Raw genomic sequence first — 24,874 nt, forward strand, 5'->3', positions numbered from 1 at the left:
TCACTCCTTGCTGGATAGGGCAGGTACTTTGAAAACGTGACGCAAATAGGCGACAAAATTCGGGTCGGTGCAATGGGTCTTGCCCGCTTCATCGGAAATTTTTGCGACGGGCTGGCCATTGCAGGCGGTCATTTTAAGCACGATGCTCATCGGTTCCACCCCTGGAATATCACAGGTCAGGTTGGTGCCGATGCCAAAGCTCACATTAATGCGACCGCGCAACGCCCGAAATATTTCCAAGGCTTTGGGCAATGTCAGACTGTCGGAGAACACCAGGGTCTTGCTCATCGGTTCGATGCCCAGCTTGTGGTAGTGAGCGATGGCTTTTTCTGCCCACTGGATCGGATCACCGGAGTCATGGCGCAGGCCGTCGAACAGCTTGGCGAAGTACAAGTCGAAGTCGCCGAGGAAGGCGTCGGTAGTGATGCAATCGGTGAGGGCGATACCCAACAGGCCACGGTACTCGCGCACCCAGCAATCAAGGGCGGCGATCTGGCTGTCGATCAGGCGCGGGCCGAGTTGCTGGTGGGCCATGATCCACTCGTGGGCCATGGTGCCCAGCGGCTTCATATCGAATTCGCGCGCCAGGTGCACGTTGCTGGTGCCGACAAAACGGCCAGGGAAATCGTGCTTGAGCACGCTGACCACTTCCTCTTGCACCCGGTAGGAAAAACGCCGGCGCGTGCCGAAGTCTGCCACTTGCAGCTCCGACAGCTCATCGCTGCTGGCGTTGGCGGTCAACCAGTCGAACTTGCGATACAGCTGCTCGCGGGCCTGCTCGAGGATCACGGTCTGGTAGCGGTAGCGGTTACGCACCTCGCTGACGATGGCCAGCATTGGCACTTCAAACAGGATCACATGCAGCCACGGTCCGCGCAGGCGGATAAACAACTCGCCGTTCTCGATGCCGGTTTGCACATACCGCAGGTTGAAGCGAAACAGCCCGAGGAAACGCAGAAAATCCGGCTTCATAAAGCTGATGCGTTCCAGGAACCCCAGTTGATCGGGGCTCAGGCTCAGCTCGGCGAGGCGCTCGATCTGGTAACGAATCTCCGCCAGGTAAGGGCGCAGGTCTTCGCTGTTACGGCAACGAAACTCCCATTCAACTTCCACGTTCGGGTAGTTGTGCAGCACCGCCTGCATCATGGTCAGCTTGTAGAAGTCGGTGTCGAGCAGGTTCTGCACGATGCGATCGGCAAACACACTCTCGCTCATAACGGGAATCTCCAGACGGGTCGGCGATGGAGGCCGGCCTTTACGCACAATTGAGGAAGGGGGTTAGTGGCGCATAGACTTGTGGGGTTTTGCCAGTGATTTTTTCAGTAAGGCCACTGGCGCCATCGCAGGCAAGCCAGCTCCCACATTTGGAGTGCATTCCAAACGGTGGGAGCTGGCTTGCCTGCGATGGCGATTCTCCAGGCGCTAAAGCACCTGCTCCATCATCCACTTCACAAACTCGCGCACCTTGGGCACCTCCGCCGAATGCTCGGGATACGCCAGGTAGTAAGCATCCTGGCTCGGCATCGCATGTTGCCAGGGGATCACCAACTTGCCCTCGGCCAATTCCTCCTCCACCAGAAAGCGCGGCAACAGCGCCACGCCGCACCCCACCTGCGCCGCACGGATGCACATGTAGAACGTGTCGAACCGCGGCCCGTGGTAACTGTGCTCGGTATGAAAGCCCTGGCTGGCGAACCAGTCATGCCAGCCCTGAGGCCGCGAGGCGTTTTGCAGCAGCACCAGCTCGCTCAGTTGCGTGGGGTCGGTGAAGGGCTCGGCGGGGAGGCTGTCGGGCGAACACACCGGTACCAGCTCTTCACTGAACAGCTTCAGGCTCTCGGTGCCGGGACGTGCGCCCTGGCCGAAATAGAACGCCATGTCGGCCTTGCCTTGCAGTAACTCGTCCGGGTCCTGTTCGTTGCACAGGTCCAGGTGGATCTGCGGGTGGCGCAAACGCCATCCCTTGAGGCGCGGCACCAGCCAGCGTGCGCCGAAGGTGTAGGGAGTGGACACACGCAGCACTTCGGTTTCGCCGCCGTAGGAGCGCAGGTAGTGGGTGGACATTTCCACTTGGGTGAGGATCTTGCGCACTTCCACCAGGTACAGGTCGCCCGCCGGGGTCATCTGCAAGCGCCGGCGCACGCGGCGAAACAGCAGGTGTTGCAACAGTTCTTCCAACTGCGCCACCTGTTTGCTCACCGCGCTTTGGGTGAGGTTCAGTTCCTCGGCGGCGCGGGTGAAGCTCAGGTGGCGGGTGGCCGCTTCGAAACACTGCAGGGCGGTGATCGAGGGCAAATATCTTTTGTTCAGCACGGCATGCCTCTTTTTATTCTTTGCATGAATAAAGGGAATGATATCTCGCCTAATCGTCGTTTGTTGGCAAGTCTTGGGCCAGCTACAAATAGGCTCAGGATCGCCGTGCAAGCAGCGGCGCGATTTTTCTACGCAGATTTGAAGGAGTGACCCATGGTTGCCGCATTGCTTGATCGTCTCGGGGTAAACCCGGCGCTGTACCAGGCTGGGAAACAACCCGTGCATTCACCGATTGATGGCAGCCGTATCGGCAGTGTCCATTGGGAAGGCGCCGCCGAGGTGGAGCAACAGGTCAGTCGCGCCGAGCATGCATTCGAAGCCTGGCGCAAGGTGCCGGCGCCGCGGCGTGGCGAGCTGGTGCGCCAGTTCGGCGACGTATTGCGCGAGTACAAGGCCGACCTGGGCGAACTCGTTTCCTGGGAAGCCGGCAAGATCACCCAGGAAGGCTTGGGTGAAGTGCAGGAAATGATCGACATCTGCGACTTCGCCGTCGGCCTGTCGCGCCAGTTGTACGGCTTGACCATCGCCTCCGAGCGCCCAGGCCACCATATGCGTGAAACCTGGCACCCGCTGGGCGTGGTCGGCGTGATCAGCGCCTTCAACTTCCCGGTGGCTGTGTGGGCGTGGAACACTGCGCTGGCCTTGGTGTGCGGCAACGCGGTGATCTGGAAACCGTCGGAAAAGACCCCGCTCACCGCACTGGCCTGCCAGGCCTTGTTCGAGCGCGTACTGAAAAAATTCGACGGTGCCCCCGAGTACCTCAGCCAAGTGATCATCGGCGGCCGCGACGCCGGCGCTGCGCTGGTGGATGACCCGCGCGTCGCCCTGATCAGCGCCACCGGCAGCACGCGTATGGGCCGTGAAGTGGCACCCAAAGTCGCCGCACGTTTCGCCCGCAGCATCCTTGAACTGGGCGGCAACAACGCGATGATTCTCGGTCCAAGCGCCGACCTGGACATGGCCGTGCGCGCCATCCTCTTCAGCGCGGTGGGCACCGCCGGCCAACGCTGCACCACCCTGCGCCGGCTGATCGCCCATGAGTCGGTCAAGGAAGAAATCGTCACCCGCCTCAAGGCCGCCTATTCCAAAGTGCGCATCGGCCACCCACTGGAAGGCAACCTGATCGGCCCGCTGATCGACAAGCACAGTTTCGACAACATGCAGGACGCCCTTGAGCAAGCCTTGAGCGAAGGCGGCAAGGTGTTCGGCGGCAAGCGCCAACTGCAAGACAAATTCCCCAACGCCTACTACGTATCGCCGGCCATCGTGGAAATGCCCGAGCAAAGCGACGTAGTGTTCAGCGAAACCTTCGCGCCGATTCTTTACGTGGTCGGCTACACCGACTTCGCCGAAGCCCTGCGCCTGAACAACGCCGTGCCACAAGGCTTGTCATCCTGCATCTTCACCACTGACGTGCGTGAAGCCGAGCAGTTCATGTCGGCGGTGGGCAGCGACTGTGGCATTGCCAACGTCAACATCGGCCCGAGCGGCGCGGAGATCGGTGGCGCGTTCGGGGGTGAAAAAGAAACCGGCGGCGGGCGTGAATCGGGCTCGGATGCGTGGCGCGGGTATATGCGCCGGCAAACCAATACTGTGAACTACTCGCTGGAGCTGCCTCTGGCACAAGGCATCACGTTCGACTGAGCCTCAGGTCGGAGTGAGATCAATGTGGGAGCAGGCAAGCCAGCCCCCACAGGTGATACTGATCGTTCCCACGCTCTGCGTGGGAACGCATCCTGTGACGCTCCGCGTCACGACAATGCGGACGCGGAGCGTCCAAGGCTACATTCCCACGCAGAGCGTGGGAACGAGCGGTGGTGAATTCATCCCGGAGTCTGGCAATGGCACTGCGCGAAACATGTTTATGGGAACACCTCACCCCAGGCCGTCCCGACCGAGCCGCGCTCAAGGGCGCGGTCAAGGTGGATGTGTGCGTGATCGGCGCCGGCATCACCGGTTTGTCGGCGGCCATTCATTTGCTGGAACAGGGTAAAAGCGTCGTCGTACTGGAAGCCCATCGCACCGGCCACGGTGGTTCGGGGCGCAACGTCGGGCTGGTCAACGCCGGCCTGTGGATTCCACCGGACGAGATCGAGGCCGGTTTCGGCACGGCGGTGGGCAGCCAGCTCAACCGCATGTTGGGTGCGGCGCCGTCCCTGGTGTTCAGCCTGATCGACAAGTACAACATCGACTGCCAATTGCGCCGTGAAGGCACCTTGCACATGGCGCACAACGCCCGTGGCGAGGCGGATTTGCGCAGCCGTGAGCAGCAGTGGAAACGCCGTGGCGCACCGGTTGAGTTACTCACCGGCCAGGCTTGCGAGCAAGCCACCGGTACTCGGAAAATCGCCGCCGCATTGCTGGATCGGCGCGCAGGCACCTTGAACCCCATGGCCTACACCACTGGGTTGGCGAATGCCGCCGCAGCGTTGGGCGGGCAGTTGTTCGATCATTCCCCGGTCACCCAGCTTGAACGCCAAGGCGCCGATTGGTCGGTGCAGACCGCCGAGGGCGCGGTGCAGGCCGCGCAGGTGGTGATCGCCTCCAACGCCTACACCGAAGGCGAATGGACCGAACTGCGGCGTAACTTCTTCCCCGGCTATTACTATCAGGTGGCCTCGGCGCCGCTGACCGATGACGCGGCCAAGCAGATCCTCCCCGGCGGCCAGGGTTCGTGGGACACGCGCCAGGTCCTGAGCAGTATTCGCCGCGATGCCGACGGGCGCCTGTTGCTGGGCAGCCTGGGTAACGGCAACCAGAAACCGGCATGGTTTCTCAAAGCGTGGGCCGATCGGGTGCAGCAACACTACTTCCCGTACCTCAAACCGGTGCAATGGGAATTCACCTGGACCGGCTGCATCGCGTTCACCCCCGACCACTTGATGCGCCTGTTCGAACCGGCCCCCGGCCTTGTGGCGGTTACCGGTTATAACGGGCGCGGGGTGACCACCGGCAGCGTAGTGGGCAAGGCGTTTGCCGACTACCTGTGTCACCAGGACACCCAAGCCTTGCCGATCCCTTTTACGCCCATGCAACCCTTGGCCGCGGTGGGCTTGCGCAGCTGCCTGTATGAAGCCGGCTTCTCGCTCTATCACGCCGGGCAATGCCTGAGGATCGTGATCTGATCAGCGAAATACCCCTCAAAAGCCTGCGTTTTCTTAGCAGGCTACCCATCTGTATTGGTGCAAGTCGTAGCAATCACGCACTGTAAATGTGCAGTTCCGTTACGCACATTGTTACAGCTGCAGGAACTGTCGTTTATGCCTGTGGTTGCAGGTGCGACCTGCCAGGGTTGTACTTTTTTGAAGTGTTGGTTGCACCTCTAGACGCTAGACGGTTGCACGTCCTGGCAAAAGGCGTCGAAACGCCTGTAATAACAATGACACCGTGTCTTTTTGAAGAATAAAAAAGTAATGGCACGCGGCTTGCTCTGAGCTTTCGGTGAAAGGTTTGAATGCAAGTTGTCGTGCCAAAAATCAAAAATATCGGAGCACCACTCATGTCCCAGACGTTTTACAAGAAAGGTTTTCTGGCCCTCGCCGTTGCTGCGGCGCTGGGTGTTTCTACGTTTGTTCAAGCTGATGTGAAAATTGGTGTGGCGGGCCCGATGACGGGTGCCAACGCCGCTTTCGGTGAGCAGTACATGAAGGGTGCCCAGGCGGCAGCCGACGTTATCAACAAGGCCGGCGGCATCAACGGTGAGCAGATCAAGCTGGTGGCGGGCGATGACGCCTGCGAGCCCAAGCAGGCCGTGGCCGTGGCCAACCGCCTGGCCGACCAGGACAAAGTGATCGGTGTGGTCGGGCACTTCTGCTCATCCAATACCATCCCGGCGTCTGAGGTTTACGACGAAGCAGGCATCATCGCCATCACCCCAGGCTCCACCAACCCACAAGTGACCGAACGCGGCCTGGGCGCCATGTTCCGTATGTGCGGGCGTGACGACCAGCAAGGCATCGTCGCCGGCGACTACATCGTCGACGTGCTCAAGGGCAAGAAAGTCGCGGTGATCAACGACAAGGACACCTACGGCAAAGGCCTGGCCGACGCCACCGCCGCCCAGTTGACCAAGCGCGGCGTCAAGCCGGTGCTGGAAGAGGGCCTGACCCGTGGCGAGAAAGACTTCAGCGCCCTGGTCACCAAGATCCGCTCCCTGGGCGCCGACGTCGTGTACTTCGGCGGCCTGCATCCGGAAGCCGGCCCACTGGTGCGCCAGATCCGTGAAGCGGGCTTGAAAGACGTCAAGTTCATGTCCGATGACGGCGTGGTCACCGACGAGTTGGTGTCCACCGCAGGTGGTGCGCAGTACGTCGATGGCGTGTACATGACCTTCGGCGCCGACCCGCGCCTGCTGCCGGACAGCAAGACGGTCGTGGAAGAGTTCCGCAAGAACGGCACCGAGCCTGAAGGCTACACCCTGTACGCCTACGCTTCGATCCAGGCCTTGGCCGCCGGCTTCAACGGTGCCAAGTCCAACAAGGGCGAAGACGCTGCCAAGTGGCTCAAGGCCAACCCGGTTAAAACCGTCATGGGCGAAAAAGCCTGGGATACCAAGGGCGACCTGAAAGTCTCTGACTACGTGGTTTACCAGTGGGACAAAGACGGCAAATACCATCAGCTGGAAAAGCAGAAGTAAGTACAAGCACCACGGGCCTAAGGTTAGGGGGGCTTGCTGTGGCGAGGGAGCTTGCTCCCGCTGGAGTGCGTAGCACTCCCAACCGCTTACCGAAATACATCTGATGTATCTCGATTGCCCAGTTTGGGGCTGCTTCGCAGCCCAGCGGGAGCAAGCTCCCTCGCCACATAAGCCAGCTCCCACAGAGGGCGTGGTTGCCTGCTCCATTGCAACAAACCTGTCTTTTCCTCCAGAAGCGCCGCACACCCACCGGTGTGCAGGTGCTCACCGCGTGAGATTGCGTTATGGATGGTATTTTCCTGCAGCAACTGGTCAACGGCCTGACCCTCGGGTCGGTCTATGGCCTGATCGCCATCGGCTACACAATGGTCTATGGCATCATTGGCATGATCAACTTCGCCCACGGCGAGGTTTATATGATTTCCGCTTACCTCGCGGCGATCAGTCTGGCACTGCTGGCTTACTTCGGCATCGAATCCTTCCCGCTGCTCATTCTCGGTACCTTGATCTTCACCGTGGTCGTCACCGGCGTGTACGGTTGGGTGATTGAGCGTGTCGCCTACAAACCCCTGCGTAACTCCACCCGCCTGGCACCGCTGATCAGCGCCATCGGTATCTCCCTGATCCTGCAGAACTACGCGCAGATCGCCCAGGGCGCCAAGCAACAAGGCATTCCCACCCTGCTGGCCGGCGCCTGGCGCGTCGATATCGGCACCGGGTTCGTGCAACTGACCTACACCAAAGTGTTCATCCTGGTCGCCGCTTTTGCCGGCATGGCCTTGCTCACCTACATCATCAAATACACCAAGCTCGGCCGCATGTGCCGTGCTACCCAGCAAGACCGCAAGATGGCCTCGATCCTGGGCATCAACACCGACCGCGTGATCTCCTACGTGTTTGTCATCGGTGCCGCCATGGCCGCCCTGGCCGGCGTGCTCATCACCCTCAACTACGGCACCTTCGACTTCTATGCCGGCTTCATCATCGGCATCAAGGCGTTTACCGCGGCGGTACTCGGCGGCATCGGCTCCCTGCCTGGGGCGATGCTGGGCGGGATCATCCTCGGTATCTCCGAGTCGCTGTTCTCGGGGTTGATCAACTCTGACTACAAAGACGTGTTCAGTTTCTCCCTGCTGGTGGTGATTCTGATTTTCCGTCCCCAGGGCCTGCTTGGTCGCCCACTCGTGGCGAAGGTGTAAACATGTCTGCTGCCAAATCCATTGATATCAAGAAAAGTGTGGTCGATACGGTACTCGCGGGGCTGATTTCGCTGATCGTGTTCGGCCCGATTGTCGGCGTGGTGCTCGACGGCTACAGCTTCAACCTGGAACCTGCGCGGGTTGCCGTGCTGGTCGCCATCGTGATGGCCGGGCGCTTTGCCCTCAGCCTGTTCCTGCAAACCCCCAAGGGCGTGAAGATCCTGCAGGGGTTCGAGAGCAGCGGCTCCGGCGTGCACGTGCTGCCACCGGATTACAAGTCGCGGCTGCGCTGGATCATCCCGGCGCTGATCGTGATCGCCATCGTGTTTCCGATCTTCGCCAACAAATACCTGCTCACCGTGGTGATCCTCGGGCTGATCTACGTGTTGCTCGGCCTGGGCCTGAACATCGTGGTGGGCCTGGCGGGCCTGCTCGACCTGGGTTACGTGGCCTTCTACGCCATAGGTGCCTACGGCCTGGCGCTGGGTTATCAATACCTGGGCCTGGGCTTCTGGACGGTCCTGCCACTGGCGGCCATCGCGGCGGCGTTGGCGGGGTGCATACTCGGCTTCCCGGTGCTGCGAATGCACGGGGACTACCTGGCCATCGTGACCCTGGGTTTTGGTGAAATCATTCGCCTGGTGCTCAACAACTGGCTGTCGTTCACCGGTGGCCCCAACGGTATGCCCGTGCCGTCACCGACCTTCCTGGGCCTGGAGTTCGGCAAGCGTGCGAAGGATGGCGGCATTCCGTTTCACGAGTTTTTCGGCATCGATTACAACCCCAACATCAAGTTCATGTTCATCTACATCGTGCTGTTTTTGGTGGTGCTGGCCGTGCTGTACATCAAGCATCGCCTGACGCGCATGCCGGTCGGCCGCGCCTGGGAAGCCCTGCGCGAAGATGAAATCGCCTGCCGTTCCATGGGCCTGAACCATGTGCTGGTCAAACTCTCAGCCTTCACCATCGGCGCGTCCACCGCCGGTTTGGCCGGGGTGTTCTTTGCCAGCTACCAAGGCTTCGTCAACCCGTCGTCGTTTACCTTCTTCGAGTCGGCGTTGATCCTCGCCATTGTGGTGTTGGGCGGCATGGGGTCGACGGTTGGCGTGGTGATCGCAGCGTTCGTGTTGACCGTGGCGCCGGAACTGCTGCGTAGTTTTTCCGAGTACCGCGTGCTGCTGTTTGGGGTGTTGATGGTGGTGATGATGATCTGGCGACCGCGTGGCTTGATTCGGATTAGCCGTACCGGTGTGACGCCACGCAAAGGGGTAGCGCCATGAGCAAGGAAGTCGTGCTGTCTGTCGAACACCTGATGATGCACTTCGGTGGTATCAAAGCCTTGAGCGATGTAAGCCTCAAGGTTGAACGCAACTCGATCTTCGCCCTGATCGGCCCCAACGGCGCCGGCAAGACCACGGTGTTCAACTGCCTCACCGGCTTCTACAAAGCCAGTGGCGGCAAGATCGAGCTCAACGTGCGCGGCAAGCAAACCAACGTGATCCAACTGCTCGGCGAGCGCTTTGAGGCCACCGACTTCGTGTCGCCCAAAAGCTTCCTCAGCCGCGTTTACTACAAGATGTTCGGCGGCACCCACCTGGTGAACCGTGCCGGCCTGGCGCGCACTTTCCAGAACATTCGCCTGTTCAAGGAAATGTCGGTGCTGGAAAACCTGCTGGTGGCCCAGCACATGTGGGTCAACCGCAACATGCTTGCCGGCATCCTCAACACCAAGGGCTACCGCAAGGCCGAAAGCGATGCGCTGGACTGCGCGTTCTACTGGCTGGAAGTGGTCGACCTGGTGGACTGCGCCAACCGTCTGGCCGGCGAGCTCTCCTACGGCCAGCAGCGCCGCCTGGAGATCGCCCGCGCCATGTGCACGCGGCCGCAGATCATCTGCCTGGACGAACCGGCAGCGGGCCTCAACCCGCAGGAAACCGAAGCCCTCAGCGCGATGATTCGCCTGCTGCGCGACGAACACGACCTTACGGTGGTGCTGATCGAACACGACATGGGCATGGTGATGAGTATTTCCGACCACATTGTGGTGCTGGACCACGGCAACGTGATCGCCGAAGGCGGCCCGGATGCGATCCGCAACGACCCGAAAGTGATCGCCGCCTACCTGGGCGCGGACGAAGAGGAGCTGGTATGAGCGCACCTATCCTCGAAATGAAGGACCTGGACGTGTTCTACGGCCCGATCCAGGCCCTGAAAAAAGTCTCGCTGCACATCAACGAAGGCGAAACCGTCAGCCTGATCGGCTCCAATGGCGCGGGTAAGTCCACGTTGCTGATGTCGATCTTCGGTCAGCCTCGGGCCGAGTCGGGGCAGATCCTCTACAACGGCGTCGACATTACTCACAAGTCGTCCCACTACATCGCTTCCAACGGCATTGCGCAGTCGCCGGAAGGGCGGCGGGTGTTCCCCGACATGACCGTCGAGGAAAACCTGCTGATGGGCACCATCCCCATTGGCGACAAGTTCGCCAGCGAGGACATGCAACGCATGTTCGAGCTGTTCCCCAGGCTCAAGGAGCGACGCAACCAGCGGGCGATGACCATGTCCGGTGGTGAGCAACAAATGCTCGCCATCGCCCGTGCGCTGATGAGCCGGCCCAAGCTGTTGCTGCTCGATGAGCCAAGCCTGGGGTTGGCGCCGATTGTGGTGAAGCAGATCTTTTCCACCCTGCGCGAGCTGGCGTCCACCGGGATGACCATTTTCCTGGTGGAACAGAACGCCAACCATGCGCTGCGCCTGTCGGACCGGGCGTATGTGATGGTCAATGGTGAGATTCGCCTGACAGGCACCGGCAAGGAGTTGCTGGTGAACGAGGAAGTGCGCAACGCCTACCTGGGCGGTCACTGACCCAAGATCCAGGCGCATCAACCCTGTGGGAAGCGGGCCTTATGTGGGAGCCGGGCTTGCCCGCGATAGCATCACCTCGGTTTAGCTGACATACCGAGGTGGCCGCATCGCAGGCAAGCCAGCGCCCACCCAAAGCCGGTTCCCACATTTGTTTTTGCGATGTCAACAAGCCCTCCACCAAATTGTGGAAAACAAATCCAGCCCACCTCAAAAGCGCGACATATAGCCGCCGCAAATCCCTGTTTTGTCACAGTTTTGACTTGTCCCCATCCACTGTGGAACCGGCTGTGGGTAACGTGGGAGTAGCTGGCTGAAAGCCTTTAACCACGTGGCTTGTAGCGTGTTGGTTGTTTTTCGATCAGGGTGTTTTTCGCGACCGTCTCAAGGGTTTGTCAACCTGTTTAAAGACACAGGTATATGAACCAAATAAGTCCTTCCAGCCTGTGGATAAGTCTGTGACTAAACTCTGGAAAGACTTGCGCAGGGGCCGGAATGACTGGCCTGGAGCCATCGTTGTGTTTTTCTGCATTTGTCAGCGGCTACATAGGCGCTCGCCCAGGTCAAGCAAAAAACTTTATAAAACCGCCTGCAACCCTTGTACACAGCGGCTTTGAGCCGTTTGCACTTGCCCCCAAAGACTGTGGGCGCAGTTGTGGATAACCTGCGCGTATATGGCTGCAAGCTACGGTTTATACGGCTTTGCGAGGATTGGTTAAAAAATGATCAGCCAGGCATGCGTGTGTGTGCACGGCGGTTGCCGCAAACGCGGCGTAAGGGCATTCTGCTGGCTGTTTTTTTCCCCGATGCCCGCAAGGAGAACACCATGTCCGACACGCTGTTTATCACTGGCGCTACTTCAGGTTTCGGCGAAGCCTGTGCCCGTCGCTTTGCCGAGGCCGGTTGGAAACTGGTGCTCACTGGTCGTCGTGCCGAGCGCTTGAACGCCTTGGTCGAAGAGCTTTCCAAGCAGACCGAAGTGCATGGCCTGGTGGTGGATGTGCGCGACCGCAAAGGCATGGAGGAGGCCATCGCCAACCTGCCGGCGTCGTTCGCCACGCTGCGCGGCCTGATCAACAACGCCGGCCTAGCCGTGGGCACCGACCCTGCGCCCAAGTGCGACCTCGACGATTGGGAAACCATGGTCGATACCAACATCAAGGGCCTGCTGACCACCACTAACCTGCTGTTGCCGCGCCTGATTGCCCATGGCCGCGGTGCCGGGATCATCAACCTGGGTTCCATCGCGGGTAACTACCCGTACCCTGGCAGCCATGTGTATGGCGGCTCCAAGGCGTTCGTGAAGCAGTTCTCGTTGAACCTGCGCTGCGACTTGCAAGGCACCGGCGTGCGCGTGACCAATATCGAGCCGGGCTTGTGTGAAAGCGAGTTCTCCCTGGTGCGCTTCGGCGGTGACCAGGCGCGTTATGACGCCACCTACGCAGGTGCGGAGCCGATCCAGCCGCAGGACATTGCCGATACGATTTTCTGGGTGATGAACACCCCGGCGCACGTGAACATCAACCGCCTGGAGTTGATGCCGGTGAGCCAGACCTGGGCTGGGTTTGCGATTGAGCGTGGGGCCAAGGGCTAAGCGCCTGCGCGACACACGCTGATCGTTTCCACGCTGCGCGTGGGAATGCCGCCGGGGGCGCTCTGCGCCCCGCTTTCTGCTGGTGACGCAGAGCGTCACGCGATGCATTCCCACGCGGAGCGTGGGAACGATCAGTGGCGGCAAATCGGTCAAAATGCGGCATAAGGTACACTGCCCGCCTGAAAACCCCACCGCACCCAGCGGTTTAAAGGTTTTGACAGGAGGCAATGTGAGTAACCGAGGTGAGCAGGCACTGCTCAAACAATCGACTATCCTGATGTTCGCAGTCGCGATCGCAGGGATTGTCACGGGTGTGATATCCGGCGCCCAATCCATTCTGTTCGACGGCTTTTTCTCGCTGATCGCCACCGCCATCAAGGTGCTGATGCTGATCACGGCCAAGCTGATCGCCAAGAAAAGCAACGAGCGTTTCCAATTCGGCTATTGGCACCTGGAGCCGATGGTGCTGCTGATAGAAGGCAGTTTCCTGCTGCTGATCGCCATCTACGCGTTCCTCAATGGCGTGTTCGGCATTATCAATGGCGGGCGCGAAATCGAGTTGGGGCTGGTGATCATTTATGCGGCGGTATTTACGGTCGTGGAGTTTGCCTACTTCTTCTATGTGCGCTACCGCAATCGCACACTCAAATCGTCATTGATCCAGTTCGACAACATCAGCTGGCTGGTGGACGCGATGCTGTCGGTGGGCTTGCTGATCAGCTTCCTGGCGGCGCTGTTGCTCAAGTCCCAGGGCTATGGCGAGTGGGCGGTCTACGTGGACCCGTTGATCCTGATCCTGCTGGCCCTGAGCATGCTGGCGCCGGCGTTCAAGATCCTGCGCCCGGCGTTGCGCGAAGTGTTGGGGATCGCGCCGGATCACTTGGACGACAAGGTCCGCGAGGTGATGGACGCGGCGCAGGCCAAGCATGGTTTCGACGACTACGTGTCCTATGTGCAGAAGCACGGGCGGGCGCGGTTTATCGAGATTCATGTGGTGCTGCCAGCGGATTACCCGGTGGATAACGTCGCCACCCTCGATGGGCTGCGTGAAGAGATATCCACAGGGCTGGGGGCGGCGGATGCGGCGCGGTGGTTGACGATCAGTTTTACGGGCGACCGCAAGTGGATTGCCTAAAGTCTGTTAGAGCGAGGTGAGGCTATCGCAGGCAAGCCAGCTCCCACATTTAAATGTGCGAACACAATCAACTGTGGGAGCTGGCTTGCCTGCGATGGAGCCCTGCAGGTCAGCCCAGATGCTGGACCAAACCCTGATAGCAAGTCGCCAAATGATAGGGCGTAGTCGAAGGCATATCCCGCCGGCTCACCTTACCCTCGGCATCCAGGCATTCATGCCAACCCTTGGCATGCAAAAAGCGCTGTTGCAGCGCCTGTAACTGACGCTGCAGCACCGCTTCGCTGCCTGGCCGCAAGGTCAGTGCCCGCAGGTACTCCGCCTGAGCCCAGATCCGTTGGGTACCGTCGCGCACCGTGCCATCCAGCGCCAGCATGCCGCTGACCGCACCGCTTAACTTATCCACACCCTTTTGCTCGGCATAGGCAAATGCCCGTGTCAGCGACTCATGCAGCGCAGTGCCGCGCAGCACAGCTGAAGATTCCAGCAAAAAGAACCATTCGAACTGGTGCCCCGGCTCAAACCAGTTATCCACAGCGCCCAAAGGTTTCTCCATCATCACGCCGTGCTCGCGGTCGATGAAGCGTTGCTGCATGGCCGTCGCCAGTGCCAGCAGGGCCGCTTGTACCTGGGTGTCCTCACGCACCGCGAGGGTGGCGAGGAAGCCTTCAGCCAGGTGCATCAACGGGTTTTGCAACGGGCCGGAGTCGAGCGAGGCCCAGTTGCGCTCCAGTACGGCCTCGTACAAGCCGTCACCGGTGGCAAAGCGTTGGGCGACGACTTCCAGGGCAGCGTTGAGCACCGATTCCACCAACGGCTCACGCACCTTGTCCCAGTAATGGGCGCAGGCAAAGATAATGAAGGCGTGGGTGTAGAGGTCTTTGCGCTCGTCCAGCGGCTGGCCGGCGGGGTCGATGCTGTAGAACCAGCCACCGTGTTCGGCATCATGAAAGTGCCGTTGCAGGGAGCGAAACAGCGCCGCCGCACGTTCTTCGGCGAAAGCCGCGCCGGGTTCGCCGATCAGGCTGGCAAACAGGTACAACTGCCGGGCGCAGGCCATGGCGCGATAGCGCTGGGGGGGCAGTGGCTGGTGATCGGCATCCAGTGCCTCAAAGGGCAGCGCCAGGTCGGCATTCCAGCCCGGGCCTTGCCAGATAGGCACGATCAGGTCATGGAAGTGCGTGAGCACAGGCGTCAGGGAAGAGGGGGAAGCGATGGGCATTGGCTGGCGTCGTCACGGCAGGGGTGTAGGCGCGCATGGTAGCAGGCTGATCGTTCCCACGCTCTGCGTGGGAATGCATTTTATGACGCTCTGCGTCATGCTTTGGGACGCAGAGCGTCCTAGGCTACATTCCCACGCGGAGCGTGGGAACGATCTTTTCCTCAGCCCGCCAGCAACCACACCCCAGTCGCCGCCGAAGCAGCCCCGGCCACTCGCACCAAGGGTGCCGCAGCTGCCGGCAAAAAGCGCACCACTGCATAACCCGCAGCGTGCAACACGGCTGTTGCCCCCACGAACCCAGCCGCATACGCCCAAGGGCTGGTCATATCCGGCAGTTCCAGGCCATGGGCCACGCCGTGAAACAGCGCAAACAACGCCGTGGCGCCCACGGCCACGAACAGCGGCGGCCGGACCGCCAACGCTACCGCCAGGCCCAAGGCCAGCACCGATGCAGCAATCCCGCTTTCCAGCGCCGGCAATTGCAGCCCTTCGAAACCCAACACCCCGCCGATCAGCATGGTGCCGACAAAGGTGCACGGCAGCGCCCAGCGCGCGGCGCCTTTTTGCTGGGCCGCCCAGAGGCCCACCGCAAGCATGGCCAGCAAGTGATCGAGGCCGCCCAGGGGGTGGCTGATACCGGCCACCAGGCCATTGTCGCCATGGCCCGGATGGGCGAAGGCCAAGGCAGGGGCGAGCAGCAGCGCGGCGGCGGCGAAAAGTCTGTTGAGTCTCATGGACAGGTTCCTTATGGGTTGATCAGGCGGCGGTCAGCAGGCCCTGGCGTTCGATGAAGGCGACGATGTCGTCCAGGCCGACCCCGGTCTTCTGGTTGCTGAACACAAAGGGTTTGCCGTTGCGCATGCGCTGGGTGTCGCTGTTCATCAGTTCCAGCGAGGCACCCACCAGCGGGGCCAGGTCAATCTTGTTGATCACCAGCAGGTCGGATTTGCAAATACCGGGCCCGCCCTTGCGCGGCAGTTTGTCGCCCGCTGAGACATCAATCACATAGATGGTCAGGTCCGACAGTTCCGGGCTGAAGGTGGCCGACAGGTTGTCGCCGCCGGACTCCACCAGAATCAGGTCCAGGCCGGGAAAACGGCGGTTGAGTTGGTCCACGGCCTCCAGGTTGATCGAGGCATCTTCGCGAATCGCCGTGTGTGGGCAGCCACCGGTTTCCACGCCGATGATGCGCTCCGGCGCCAGGGCCTGGTTACGCACCAGGAAGTCGGCGTCTTCACGGGTGTAGATGTCGTTGGTGACCACCGCCAGGTTGTAGCGATCGCGCAGCGCCAGGCACAGGGCCAGGGTCAGGGCGGTCTTGCCCGAGCCTACCGGGCCGCCGATACCGACGCGCAGGGGTTGTGTGTTCATGTGCTTCTCCAGAATCAGGAACGGAACAGGCGGCTGTACTGGCGCTCGTGGGCCATGCACGCCAGGGACAGGCCAAAAGCGGCGCTGCCCAAATGGTTAGGGTTAATGCGTTCGGCATCCTGCTGTGCTTGTTGCAGCAGCGGCAGCAGTTCGCTGGTCAACCGCTGGGCCGCTTGCTGGCCCAATGGCAGGGTTTTCATCAGTACCGCCAGTTGGTTTTCCAGCCAGCTCCATAGCCAGGCGGCAAGAGCATCGCCGGGGTTGATGTGCCAGGCGCGCGCGGCCAAGGCCCAGCCCAGGGCCAGATGCGGTTCGTCGCGTTGTGCAAGAAAATCACGGGCGCTGTCGTCCAGTTCCGGCAAGCCGTTGAGCAGTTGTTGCAGGGAATAGCCCATCTGACGACTCTCCTGATACAGCTCCCGGGTCTCACGGCTGGCGCGATGCTCGTCGCACCACTGCGCCAATTGGGCCCAGTCCTGTTCGCCGGCTGCGCGGCAGTGGGCGAGCAGCAGCGGGGCTTCGAAACGCGCCAGGTTGAGCAGCAACTGGTCACTGATCCAGCGCCGGGCGCTCGCGGCATCCTGCACGCGGCCGTTGTCCACCGCCATTTCCAGGCCTTGGGAATAGCTGTAGCCGCCAATCGGCAGTTGCGGACTGGCCAGGCGCAGCAGCGCCCAGGCTGGGTTCATAGACGCACGCCGAACTGATGCAGCTTGGGCGCGTAGTTGAAGTCTTCATCACCATGCCGTGAATGATGATGGCCGCCGCCATAGGCGCCGTGCTCGGGTTGAAACGGCGCCTCGAGGGTCTGCGCATCGGCACCCAGTTGCTCGAGCATGGCCTTGAGCACGTAGTCATCGAGCAGGCGCAGCCAGCCGTCACCGACTTGCAGGGCCACATGGCGGTTGCCCAGATGATACGCGGCACGGGTGAGCTCGAAGGCGTTGCGGCAGGTGACGTGCAGCAGTTGTTCAGGGCGGGCGCATACCCGTACGACGCGTCCGTCTTCTGCCTGCAGGAATTCACCATCGTGCAAGGGCGGCTGGCCCCGCTCCAAAAACAGGCCGACGTCTTCACCGTCGGCACTGAAACAGCGCAGGCGGCTTTTGCTGCGGGCTTCGAAGTTGAGCAGCAACTCGGCGGCCCAGAGGGCTTGGGGGGCGATTCGGCGGTGTATCACCAGCATCAGAGAGCTTCCAACTGTGAGCGATGAAAGACCTAGAGCAAGGGGCTTGCCAATCACGGAATCGAGTAGGAATTCCCTGTAGTCAGGCAGGCATGCTGCTCAATAGGGCGTCGGATGATTTCCGCGCGTGTATCAATTTGGTGCGTGCCGAGGTTTATAGCACCGGGGAAGGGCATTCTGCGTTGATGGCGCCGCTCAGTTTGATGAAGTTTCTTTCATCTTTTTCTTTGTAGGTGTTTTTTAGGATTTTTCCTACGGGTCATCAGGATTTGGAGCTCATGAGATTACCTGCGGGTTCTTTAGGCTATGCGGCCTGTTTAATTCCACCGCGACGTTCATCATGCTTCGATCAATTTTTTGTGTATGCCTTGTCAGCCTGACCTGCTTTATTTCATCGGCAAAGGCCAATTTCCAACCCCGCGCCACCTTCAGCTCTTCGCTGCAAAGCATCAAGCCGGCCTCTATCGACGATGTCATTGACCGCGCCCATGAGTTGCTGGGTACGCCCTATAAGTGGGGCGGCACATCGGCAGAGCAGGGCTTCGATTGCAGTAGCTTCCTGGTGTACTTGTTCAAGACCCAAGCCAATATCCAGCTACCCCGCACCACTGCCGCCATGCACCGTTCATCGGCGACAACCATCAAACGCAGTGCTTTAAAGCCAGGGGATGCAGTGTTTTTCAAAGGCAACGGGCGGGGCCAGGTCAGCCATGTCGGCCTTTATATCGGCCAGGGCAAATTCATCCATTCGCCGCGTACCGGCAAAACCATCCGTATCGATTCATTGAGCAATAGCTACTGGAACAAGCACTACACCACCGCCAAACGGTTCCACACGGCGGGTTGATTGACTTACTCGGTGCTGCCCAGCCCTTGCCAATGTTTGAGGCCAATAAAGATAAAGCGCAGCTGCTGGGTGATTTTCGCCTGGGGCGTAAGGTGGGCCGGCAAGGCGTGGGCCGGTGGGTCGATGATATCGGGCAGGGTGGCGAACACACTCTTGACGATCAGGTCGGCCATCACACGCAAACCTTCGGCATCCAAGTGCTGAAGTTTGGGCATCAGTGTCAGGTCGGCGGCCAGGTCGCGAGTGATGTCTTCGCGCAGGGCGGCGATGGCTTGGCGCACGGCCAGGCAGCCGCCGTACTGTTCGCGAGCCAGGAACAGGAACTGAGAGCGGTTAGCCGAAACCACATCGAGAAAGATGCGCACCGAGGCATCAATGATGCCGCCCATCACGAATTCATTGTGGCGCACCAGGCGGATCGTGGCGCGAAAGGTCTGGCCGACCTCGCTTACCAGTACCAGCCCAAGTTGGTCCATGTCGGCGAAATGGCGATAGAAACCGGTGGGCACGATACCCGCAGTCTTGGCGACTTCGCGCAAACTCAGGCTGCCAAACCCGCGGCCACACTCCATCAGATGGCGGGCTGCGTCCATCAGGGCGAGGCGGGTCTGTTGCTTCTGTTCGGCGCGGGGCAGCATGAGCGGATGAGCTTTGTCGGCAAGTACAGCGACGCACTCTAGCAAAAGCGCTTTGCCGGCGTCGAACTTGGCAGGGGCGGGGCGTGACGCGTTCTATATAAAAGCAAAAGCCCGATCGGCAGATCGGGCTTTTTTCTGGGCCACCACAGGCTTAGCTCTGTGCTTGATGCAGTTCTTGCAGACGGTCGGCACCGCCTTCAGCAACGCCTTCGGTGTAGGCGCGTTTGTTGGCTTGTTCAGCACCGCCTTCGACCAGACCTTTCTCTTGCAAGCGGTTGTAGCCATTTTCAGCTACGGCGCCTTTGGCGTAATCACGGTTTTCGTCTTCTTGCGAACCGCTGCGAGCCACGGTTTGGCTGGTTTGCACGGCTTGAGCTTTGTTCTGCGGGGTGGCCTGTTCGGCAGCTGGCAGGGCAAAAGCGCTGGAAGCCAGGACAGATAACAGAACGGTAGCGAGTAATTGGCGTTTCATGATGGTTGCTCCTAGGGAGGGCGATAAAGTGGGTACAGGGCTAATGTTACCCTTGATAAGTCGATATAAAAGTTCATAAACACAATGGTAATAATCAACAGAATTGATTGTTCTCGCCGGAGGCTCTAGATCGAGCCTCTCAAGCCCGCGGCTTTGCACCGATGTGGGTATTTTCGACACGAACCTGGGTAACAATGGTGCGTCGTCGATGGGGAAAATTGTCTGGTTGATCAGGAAAATCGCTTTTTTCGGTTAAATCCGCGGTTGCGTTAAACCCCCAGGCACTTTGCCAGTCGTAGTCCTATAAGCTGTTTAAAAGGCTGTTGCCCAGCCAGTCGTATTCAGGAGTCCTGTGCAATGACGCGCACTCGTAAAATTCTCGCTTGGAGCTGCGCCAGCTTCGTTCTGTTGATTGCCATCGTGGTACTGGTGTTGGTGTTCTTCGACTGGAACCGCATCAAGCCGCCCCTCAATGCCAAGGTCTCCGAAGAACTGCATCGTCCGTTCGCCATCAACGGCAACCTCGCCGTGGTGTGGCAGCGTGAGCCCGATGAAGGCGGCTGGCGCGGCTGGGTGCCGTGGCCCCATGTGATTGCCGAAGACCTGACTCTGGGGAACCCCGATTGGTCGAAACAACCGCAGATGGTCACGCTCAAGAAGGTTGAGCTGCGCATTTCGCCCCTGGCCTTGCTGGTGCAGCGTGTGGTGATCCCGCGCATCGACCTCACCGAACCCAGTGCCCAGTTGCAGCGCCTGGCTGATGGCCGCGCCAACTGGACGTTCAAGTTCGACCCCAAGGACCCCAACGCCGAACCGTCCAATTGGGTGGTGGATATTGGCGCCATCGGCTTTGACAAAGGCCATGTGACCCTTGACGATCAAAGCCTCAAGACCCAGTTGGATGTGATCATCGACCCGCTGGGCAAGCCGATTCCCTTCGGTGAAATCGTCGGCGATGCCGATGCCAAAAAAGCCCTGGAAAAAGGCTCGGCGCCCCAGGACTACGCGTTCGGCCTCAAGGTCAAAGGCCAGTACCACGGCCAGAAACTCGCGGGCACGGGCAAGATCGGTGGCTTGCTGGCCTTGCAGGACGCGGCCAAGCCGTTCCCGCTGCAAGCCCAAGTCAAGATCGCGGACACCAGCATCGCCCTGGCCGGCACCCTGACCGACCCGCTGAACCTCGGTGCCCTGGACCTGCGCCTGAAACTGTCGGGCAGCAGCCTGGGCAACCTGTATCCGCTGACCGGCGTGACCCTGCCGGATTCGCCGGCCTATTCCACCGACGGCCACCTGATCGCCAAACTGCATGAGGCCAGCGGCGCCTCCTTTCGCTACGAGAATTTCAACGGCAAGATTGGCAACAGCGACATCCACGGCGACCTGGCCTATGTTGCCAGCCAGCCACGGCCCAAGCTCAGCGGCGCGCTGGTGTCCAACCAACTGCTGATGGATGACCTGGCGCCGCTGATTGGCGCAGATTCCAATGCCGAGCAAAAAGCCCGTGGCGGTGAAAGCAAGCAACCGGCGACCAAAGTGCTGCCGGTTGAAGAGTTCCGCACCGAACGCTGGCGCGAGATGGATGCCGATGTGGAGTTCACCGGCAAGCGTATCGTGCACAGTGCCGACTTGCCCTTTACCGACCTCTACACCCACCTGGTGCTCAACGACGGCCAACTGAGCCTTGAACCCCTGCGCTTTGGCGTGGCCGGTGGGAAGCTCGATGCGCAGATTCGCTTGAACGGCCGCACTACGCCGATGGAGGGCCGCGCCAAGCTGACGGCGCGCAACTTCAAGCTCAAGCAGCTGTTCCCGACTTTCGAACCGATGAAAACCAGCTTCGGTGAACTCAACGGCGATGCCGATATTTCCGGGCGCGGCAACTCGGTGGCGGCACTGTTGGGCACGTCCAACGGTGACCTGAAGATGCTCATCAACGATGGCGCCATCAGCCGAAGCCTGATGGAAATCGCCGGGCTCAACGTGGGCAACTACGTGGTCGGCCGCCTGTTCGGCGACGAGGAAGTGAAGATCAACTGCGCAGCGGCGGACTTCGGCATCAAGACGGGCCTGGCGACCACGCGGCTGTTTGTGTTCGATACCGAGAACGCGATCATCTACATCGACGGCACCGCGAATATGGCCACCGAGCAGTTGGACCTGACCATCACGCCGGAATCCAAGGGCTTTCGCCTGTTCTCCCTGCGTTCACCGCTCTACGTCAATGGACCATTCATCAAGCCCAATGCTGGCGTGAAAGCCATTCCATTGGCGCTACGCGGTGCGGGCATGGTCGCCCTCGGCGTGATCGCCGGGCCTGCTGCTGGCTTGCTCGCCTTGGTTGCCCCAAGCGGTGGCGAGCCCAATGAGTGCGCACCGTTGCTGCAACAGATGAAGGAAGGCAAGGCGCCCAAGACCGTGAAGTAACTGTGGGAGCGGGCTTGACCGCGATAGCGGAGTATCAGTCAATGATTTATCAACTGATCCAACGCTATCGCGAGCAAGCCCGCTCCCACAGGGAGATGTGGCGGTGTTAGTTATTACAGATCCTGCAGAATATCCGCCATATCGTCGGCGTGTTCTTCTTCCTGAGCCAGGATGTCTTCGAAGATGCGACGGGTAGTCGGGTCTTTGTCACCGATGTACTGGATGATCTCGCGGTAGCTGTCTACCGCGATCCGCTCGGCCACCAGGTCTTCGTAGACCATTTCCTTCAAGGTGTTGCCCGCCACGTATTGCGCATGGGAGTTTTTCGACAGCAGGTCGGGGTTGAACTCCGGCTCGCCGCCCAGTTGCACGATACGCTCGGCCAGTTTGTCAGCGTGCTCGGCTTCCTGGGTCGCATGTTCCAGGAACTCATCGGCAGCCACGCTGGCCTTGAGGCCGTTGGCCATGAAGTAGTGACGCTTGTAGCGCAACACGCAGACCAGTTCGGTGGCCAGCGACTCGTTGAGCAGGCGGATGATTTCTTCGCGGTCGGCGTCATAGCCTTCGGTCACGGCGCCGTTTTCGACGTTCTGGCGGGCGCGGCTGCGCAGGGTTGCAACGTCAGTCAATCGTGCTTCAGTCATTTCAATCTCCTGGGGCTAATCCGGTTGTACGCCACGCTCTGCCGGCGTGATCGCTATTGGTTGTGAGTCCCGGACCAGGCGAAAAGTTTTATCGGATTTAACAGGATGTGTCCTGAGGGCGTCTGACCGGTGTGGTCCAACGCTCTGACAGAATTACTCCACCCAGGGTCAGCAAGCCCCCCACCAGGTGATACAGCGCCAACTCCTCCTTCAGCACCACGGCTGCAATCAGCGCGGTAATCAACGGCAGCAGGTTGAAAAACAGTGTGGTACGGCTTGGCCCCAGGGTCTTGACCGAGTGCATCCACGCCAGCGGTGCCAGCATCGAAGCCAGCAGGCAGGCGTATAGCACCAGCGGAATATTCGCCCAGCCCAAACCGGCCTTGGCCGAGAACAGATACAGCGGCAGCAGCACCACCACCGCGACCAGCACCTGCAAATACAGCAGCACCAACGGCGGCAGGCGCAGTTGCCATTTTTTCAGCAGGGTGCTGTAGACCGCATAAGCCAGGGTCGCCACCAGCATCATGCCGTCGCCCAGGTTGACCCCATGTTGCAGCAACGCGCCCAGGCTGCCGGCCGACACGACCACTACCACGCCTGCGAACGACAGCACCGCGCCGGTCAGCGCGCCAAAGGTCAGGCGTTGGCCGAGGCTGATAATCGCGGCGGTCAACGCCATCAGTGGCATCAGCGAGAGGATGATGCCCATGTTGGTGGCACTGGTCAGCGTTGCGGCGTAGTAGGCCAGGCTTTGATACACCGCCATGCCGAGTACGCCGAGGATAAAGATCTTGCCCAGGTTGGGGCGGATCTGCGGCCAGTGGGCGATCACCGGCTTGGGCATGAACGGCGTGAACAGCAACGCAGCGAACAGCCAGCGGTAAAAGCCGATTTCAGCCGGGAAGATCGAGCCCACGGCCAATTTGTTGACCACGGTGTTGCCGGCCCAGATAAAGATAGCCAGCAGCGGATACGCGTATTGCATTGAAAAGAAACCCAGTGTGTTGACGAGGCAGGATTATCCTCTGTCTGGATCGAAGCCTATACTGCGATCCAGACAACTGAGCGTTGAATCCAGACAATATGTCCCGACACACCGTGCGCCTGCCCGATTTTGCCCGCCTGCCAAGCCCGGTGTACTTTCGGTATTCCGATTTTGCCCCGGACACCGAATGCACCCCGCACCAGCACACCTGGGGCTCGCTGGATTACTCGGCCAGCGGTGTGATGCGCATGGAAGTGGCGGGCAATCGCTTCATGTCGCCACCGCAATACGCGGTGTGGGTGCCGCCGCATACTGAGCACAGCTCTTACAATGCCGAGGCGATTGTCTACCACTCCGTAGGGCTGGCGCCGCAGCTGTGCGAGCAGTTGCCACAGCAGCCTTGCACGCTGGCGATCAGCGACATTCTCAAGGCGATCCTCAAGGATTTCGCCCTGCGCGATGTCAATGCACCGCGCACCGACGCCGACATCCGCCTGGCCCAGGTGCTGGTGGACCAGCTCAGGCAGGCGCCGGTCCACGACTGCTTCCTGCCCTACGCCCGCCACCCGGGATTGCTTGGGGTCTTGGAGGGCATGCAGGCAGAGCCGGGAGACAACCGCCCTCTGGCGCAATGGGCCGAGCAGGTGCATGTGAGCGAGCGCACCCTGGCGCGCCAGTTTGTGCGCGAGCTGGGCATGAGCTTTGGCGAATGGCGCCAGCGCCTGCGCTACCTGGCGGCCATCGAGGCACTGGACAGCGACCGCAGTGTGCAACACGTGGCGTTTGATCTGGGCTACAGCACCGCCTCGGCGTTTATCGCCATGTTCCAACGTCACGCCGGCTGCACGCCGGAGCAATACCGGCGGGCGAATATTCGTGGCCGGTGAAGTTGTAACAGGTTTTGACTACACTGCGCTGTAGGCCGTGCCCGTCGGCACGGTAACAGGGAGAAAACTCCATGAAGATGCTGCGTATTCCGTTGTTGATGATGGGCCTGCTGATGTGTGCCCAGGGTTTTGCCGCCACTGCCCAGCAGAACAAAATGACCACCTGCAATGCCGAGGCCACCACCAAGACGCTCAAGGGCGATGACCGTAAGGCCTTCATGAAGACCTGCCTGTCGGCACCTGCCGCCAACGACGCCAAGACCCTGACCCCGCAGCAGCAGAAGATGAAAGACTGCAATGCGTCGGCGAAAACCCAAGCCTTGGCCGGTGATGCGCGCAAAACCTTCATGAGCACTTGCCTGAAGAAATAATAGCCCCGGGCCATAGAAGGCTGCGACACTCGCACACAGCCCCTTTGTAGGAGCGAGCAAGTGTGGCGAGGGAGCTTGCTCCCGCTGG

24 protein-coding genes are annotated in these 24,874 nt (G+C 60.4%); 13 read left to right on the forward strand and 11 right to left on the reverse strand.

Annotation, left to right across the window (positions count from 1 at the left end):
• Together pncB and OC445_RS08315 are read right to left on the reverse strand one after the other, a co-directional pair.
• On the reverse strand, positions 1–1,215 hold the full coding sequence (pncB, locus tag OC445_RS08310) for a nicotinate phosphoribosyltransferase (protein ID WP_003188094.1): 1,215 nt from the start codon (positions 1,213–1,215) through the stop codon (positions 1–3).
• A gap of 207 nt (positions 1,216–1,422) precedes the next feature.
• A complete protein-coding gene (locus OC445_RS08315) occupies positions 1,423–2,313 on the reverse strand; it encodes a LysR family transcriptional regulator (protein ID WP_198791507.1) in 891 nt (296 codons plus the stop codon).
• Positions 2,314–2,466: 153 nt separating this feature from the next.
• Between OC445_RS08315 and OC445_RS08320 the strand changes: the two genes are divergently transcribed.
• The 9 genes from OC445_RS08320 (at position 2,467) to OC445_RS08360 (ending at position 13,739) form a co-directional block, all read left to right on the forward strand.
• The gene (locus OC445_RS08320; RefSeq protein ID WP_198791508.1) at positions 2,467–3,957 is read left to right on the forward strand and encodes an aldehyde dehydrogenase family protein; all 1,491 of its coding nucleotides are present in this window, start codon (positions 2,467–2,469) and stop codon (positions 3,955–3,957) included.
• 197 nt (positions 3,958–4,154) lie between these two features.
• Positions 4,155–5,438: an NAD(P)/FAD-dependent oxidoreductase gene (locus OC445_RS08325; protein WP_198791509.1), complete on the forward strand. Its 1,284-nt coding sequence runs from the start codon at positions 4,155–4,157 to the stop codon at positions 5,436–5,438.
• 374 nt (positions 5,439–5,812) lie between these two features.
• Positions 5,813–6,949: a branched-chain amino acid ABC transporter substrate-binding protein gene (locus OC445_RS08330; protein WP_034125665.1), complete on the forward strand. Its 1,137-nt coding sequence runs from the start codon at positions 5,813–5,815 to the stop codon at positions 6,947–6,949.
• Between the two features lie 284 nt (positions 6,950–7,233).
• Complete coding sequence (locus OC445_RS08335; RefSeq protein ID WP_003188099.1) at positions 7,234–8,148, forward strand: ABC transporter permease subunit; 915 nt, start codon at positions 7,234–7,236, stop codon at positions 8,146–8,148.
• Positions 8,149–8,150: 2 nt separating this feature from the next.
• Positions 8,151–9,428 (forward strand): high-affinity branched-chain amino acid ABC transporter permease LivM, encoded by a 1,278-nt coding sequence (gene livM, locus OC445_RS08340; protein WP_003188100.1) that lies wholly within the window; start codon positions 8,151–8,153, stop codon positions 9,426–9,428.
• The gene (locus tag OC445_RS08345; RefSeq protein ID WP_005784285.1) at positions 9,425–10,300 is read left to right on the forward strand and encodes an ABC transporter ATP-binding protein; all 876 of its coding nucleotides are present in this window, start codon (positions 9,425–9,427) and stop codon (positions 10,298–10,300) included. Before livM ends, OC445_RS08345 begins: the two co-directional genes overlap by 4 nt.
• Positions 10,297–11,013, forward strand: a complete 717-nt coding sequence (locus tag OC445_RS08350; RefSeq protein ID WP_005784287.1) for an ABC transporter ATP-binding protein — start codon at positions 10,297–10,299, stop codon at positions 11,011–11,013. Before OC445_RS08345 ends, OC445_RS08350 begins: the two co-directional genes overlap by 4 nt.
• 823 nt (positions 11,014–11,836) lie before the next feature.
• On the forward strand, positions 11,837–12,604 hold the full coding sequence (locus OC445_RS08355; RefSeq protein WP_034125868.1) for an SDR family oxidoreductase: 768 nt from the start codon (positions 11,837–11,839) through the stop codon (positions 12,602–12,604).
• Positions 12,605–12,833: 229 nt separating this feature from the next.
• Positions 12,834–13,739 (forward strand): cation diffusion facilitator family transporter, encoded by a 906-nt coding sequence (locus tag OC445_RS08360; protein WP_003188105.1) that lies wholly within the window; start codon positions 12,834–12,836, stop codon positions 13,737–13,739.
• A gap of 109 nt (positions 13,740–13,848) precedes the next feature.
• On the opposite strand, the gene OC445_RS08365 is transcribed toward OC445_RS08360, so the two are convergent.
• The 5 genes from OC445_RS08365 to ureE form a co-directional block, all read right to left on the reverse strand.
• A complete protein-coding gene (locus OC445_RS08365) occupies positions 13,849–14,958 on the reverse strand; it encodes an AGE family epimerase/isomerase (protein WP_262020053.1) in 1,110 nt (369 codons plus the stop codon).
• 161 nt (positions 14,959–15,119) lie between these two features.
• Positions 15,120–15,692, reverse strand: coding sequence for a HupE/UreJ family protein (locus OC445_RS08370; RefSeq protein WP_034125669.1), 573 nt, complete (start codon positions 15,690–15,692; stop codon positions 15,120–15,122).
• A gap of 22 nt (positions 15,693–15,714) precedes the next feature.
• A complete protein-coding gene (ureG, locus tag OC445_RS08375; protein WP_003188109.1) occupies positions 15,715–16,329 on the reverse strand; it encodes an urease accessory protein UreG in 615 nt (204 codons plus the stop codon).
• A gap of 14 nt (positions 16,330–16,343) precedes the next feature.
• Positions 16,344–17,018, reverse strand: a complete 675-nt coding sequence (locus OC445_RS08380; protein WP_057977780.1) for an urease accessory protein UreF — start codon at positions 17,016–17,018, stop codon at positions 16,344–16,346.
• Positions 17,015–17,515, reverse strand: a complete 501-nt coding sequence (gene ureE / locus OC445_RS08385) for an urease accessory protein UreE (RefSeq protein WP_054896372.1) — start codon at positions 17,513–17,515, stop codon at positions 17,015–17,017. Before ureE ends, OC445_RS08380 begins: the two co-directional genes overlap by 4 nt.
• Before the next feature lie 340 nt (positions 17,516–17,855).
• On the opposite strand from ureE, the gene OC445_RS08390 reads away from it, so the two are divergent.
• On the forward strand, positions 17,856–18,362 hold the full coding sequence (locus OC445_RS08390; protein ID WP_034125672.1) for a C40 family peptidase: 507 nt from the start codon (positions 17,856–17,858) through the stop codon (positions 18,360–18,362).
• A gap of 5 nt (positions 18,363–18,367) precedes the next feature.
• On the opposite strand, the gene OC445_RS08395 is transcribed toward OC445_RS08390, so the two are convergent.
• Positions 18,368–19,000 carry a TetR family transcriptional regulator gene (locus tag OC445_RS08395; RefSeq protein ID WP_198791511.1) on the reverse strand — a complete coding sequence of 211 codons (633 nt, stop codon included), beginning with the start codon at positions 18,998–19,000 and terminating at the stop codon, positions 18,368–18,370.
• Between the two features lie 151 nt (positions 19,001–19,151).
• A complete protein-coding gene (locus OC445_RS08400) occupies positions 19,152–19,472 on the reverse strand; it encodes a hypothetical protein (protein WP_003188116.1) in 321 nt (106 codons plus the stop codon).
• Between the two features lie 357 nt (positions 19,473–19,829).
• On the opposite strand from OC445_RS08400, the gene OC445_RS08405 reads away from it, so the two are divergent.
• Positions 19,830–21,896, forward strand: a complete 2,067-nt coding sequence (locus tag OC445_RS08405) for an AsmA family protein (protein ID WP_054896373.1) — start codon at positions 19,830–19,832, stop codon at positions 21,894–21,896.
• Positions 21,897–22,009: 113 nt separating this feature from the next.
• Here the strand turns inward: OC445_RS08405 and OC445_RS08410 are convergent, their stop codons facing one another.
• Both OC445_RS08410 and OC445_RS08415 read right to left on the reverse strand, forming a co-directional pair.
• Positions 22,010–22,540 (reverse strand): bacterioferritin, encoded by a 531-nt coding sequence (locus tag OC445_RS08410; protein ID WP_034125674.1) that lies wholly within the window; start codon positions 22,538–22,540, stop codon positions 22,010–22,012.
• A gap of 97 nt (positions 22,541–22,637) precedes the next feature.
• Positions 22,638–23,528, reverse strand: coding sequence for a DMT family transporter (locus tag OC445_RS08415; RefSeq protein ID WP_262020054.1), 891 nt, complete (start codon positions 23,526–23,528; stop codon positions 22,638–22,640).
• A 98-nt stretch (positions 23,529–23,626) separates the two neighbouring features.
• On the opposite strand from OC445_RS08415, the gene OC445_RS08420 reads away from it, so the two are divergent.
• Positions 23,627–24,415 (forward strand): AraC family transcriptional regulator, encoded by a 789-nt coding sequence (locus OC445_RS08420; protein ID WP_034125676.1) that lies wholly within the window; start codon positions 23,627–23,629, stop codon positions 24,413–24,415.
• 71 nt (positions 24,416–24,486) lie between these two features.
• A complete protein-coding gene (locus OC445_RS08425; protein WP_003188123.1) occupies positions 24,487–24,786 on the forward strand; it encodes a PsiF family protein in 300 nt (99 codons plus the stop codon).
• The last annotated feature ends 88 nt before the right edge of the window (positions 24,787–24,874 follow it).

This window comes from Pseudomonas sp. Pse35 (assembly GCF_024519715.1).
Lineage (GTDB): Bacteria > Pseudomonadota > Gammaproteobacteria > Pseudomonadales > Pseudomonadaceae > Aquipseudomonas > Aquipseudomonas paracarnis.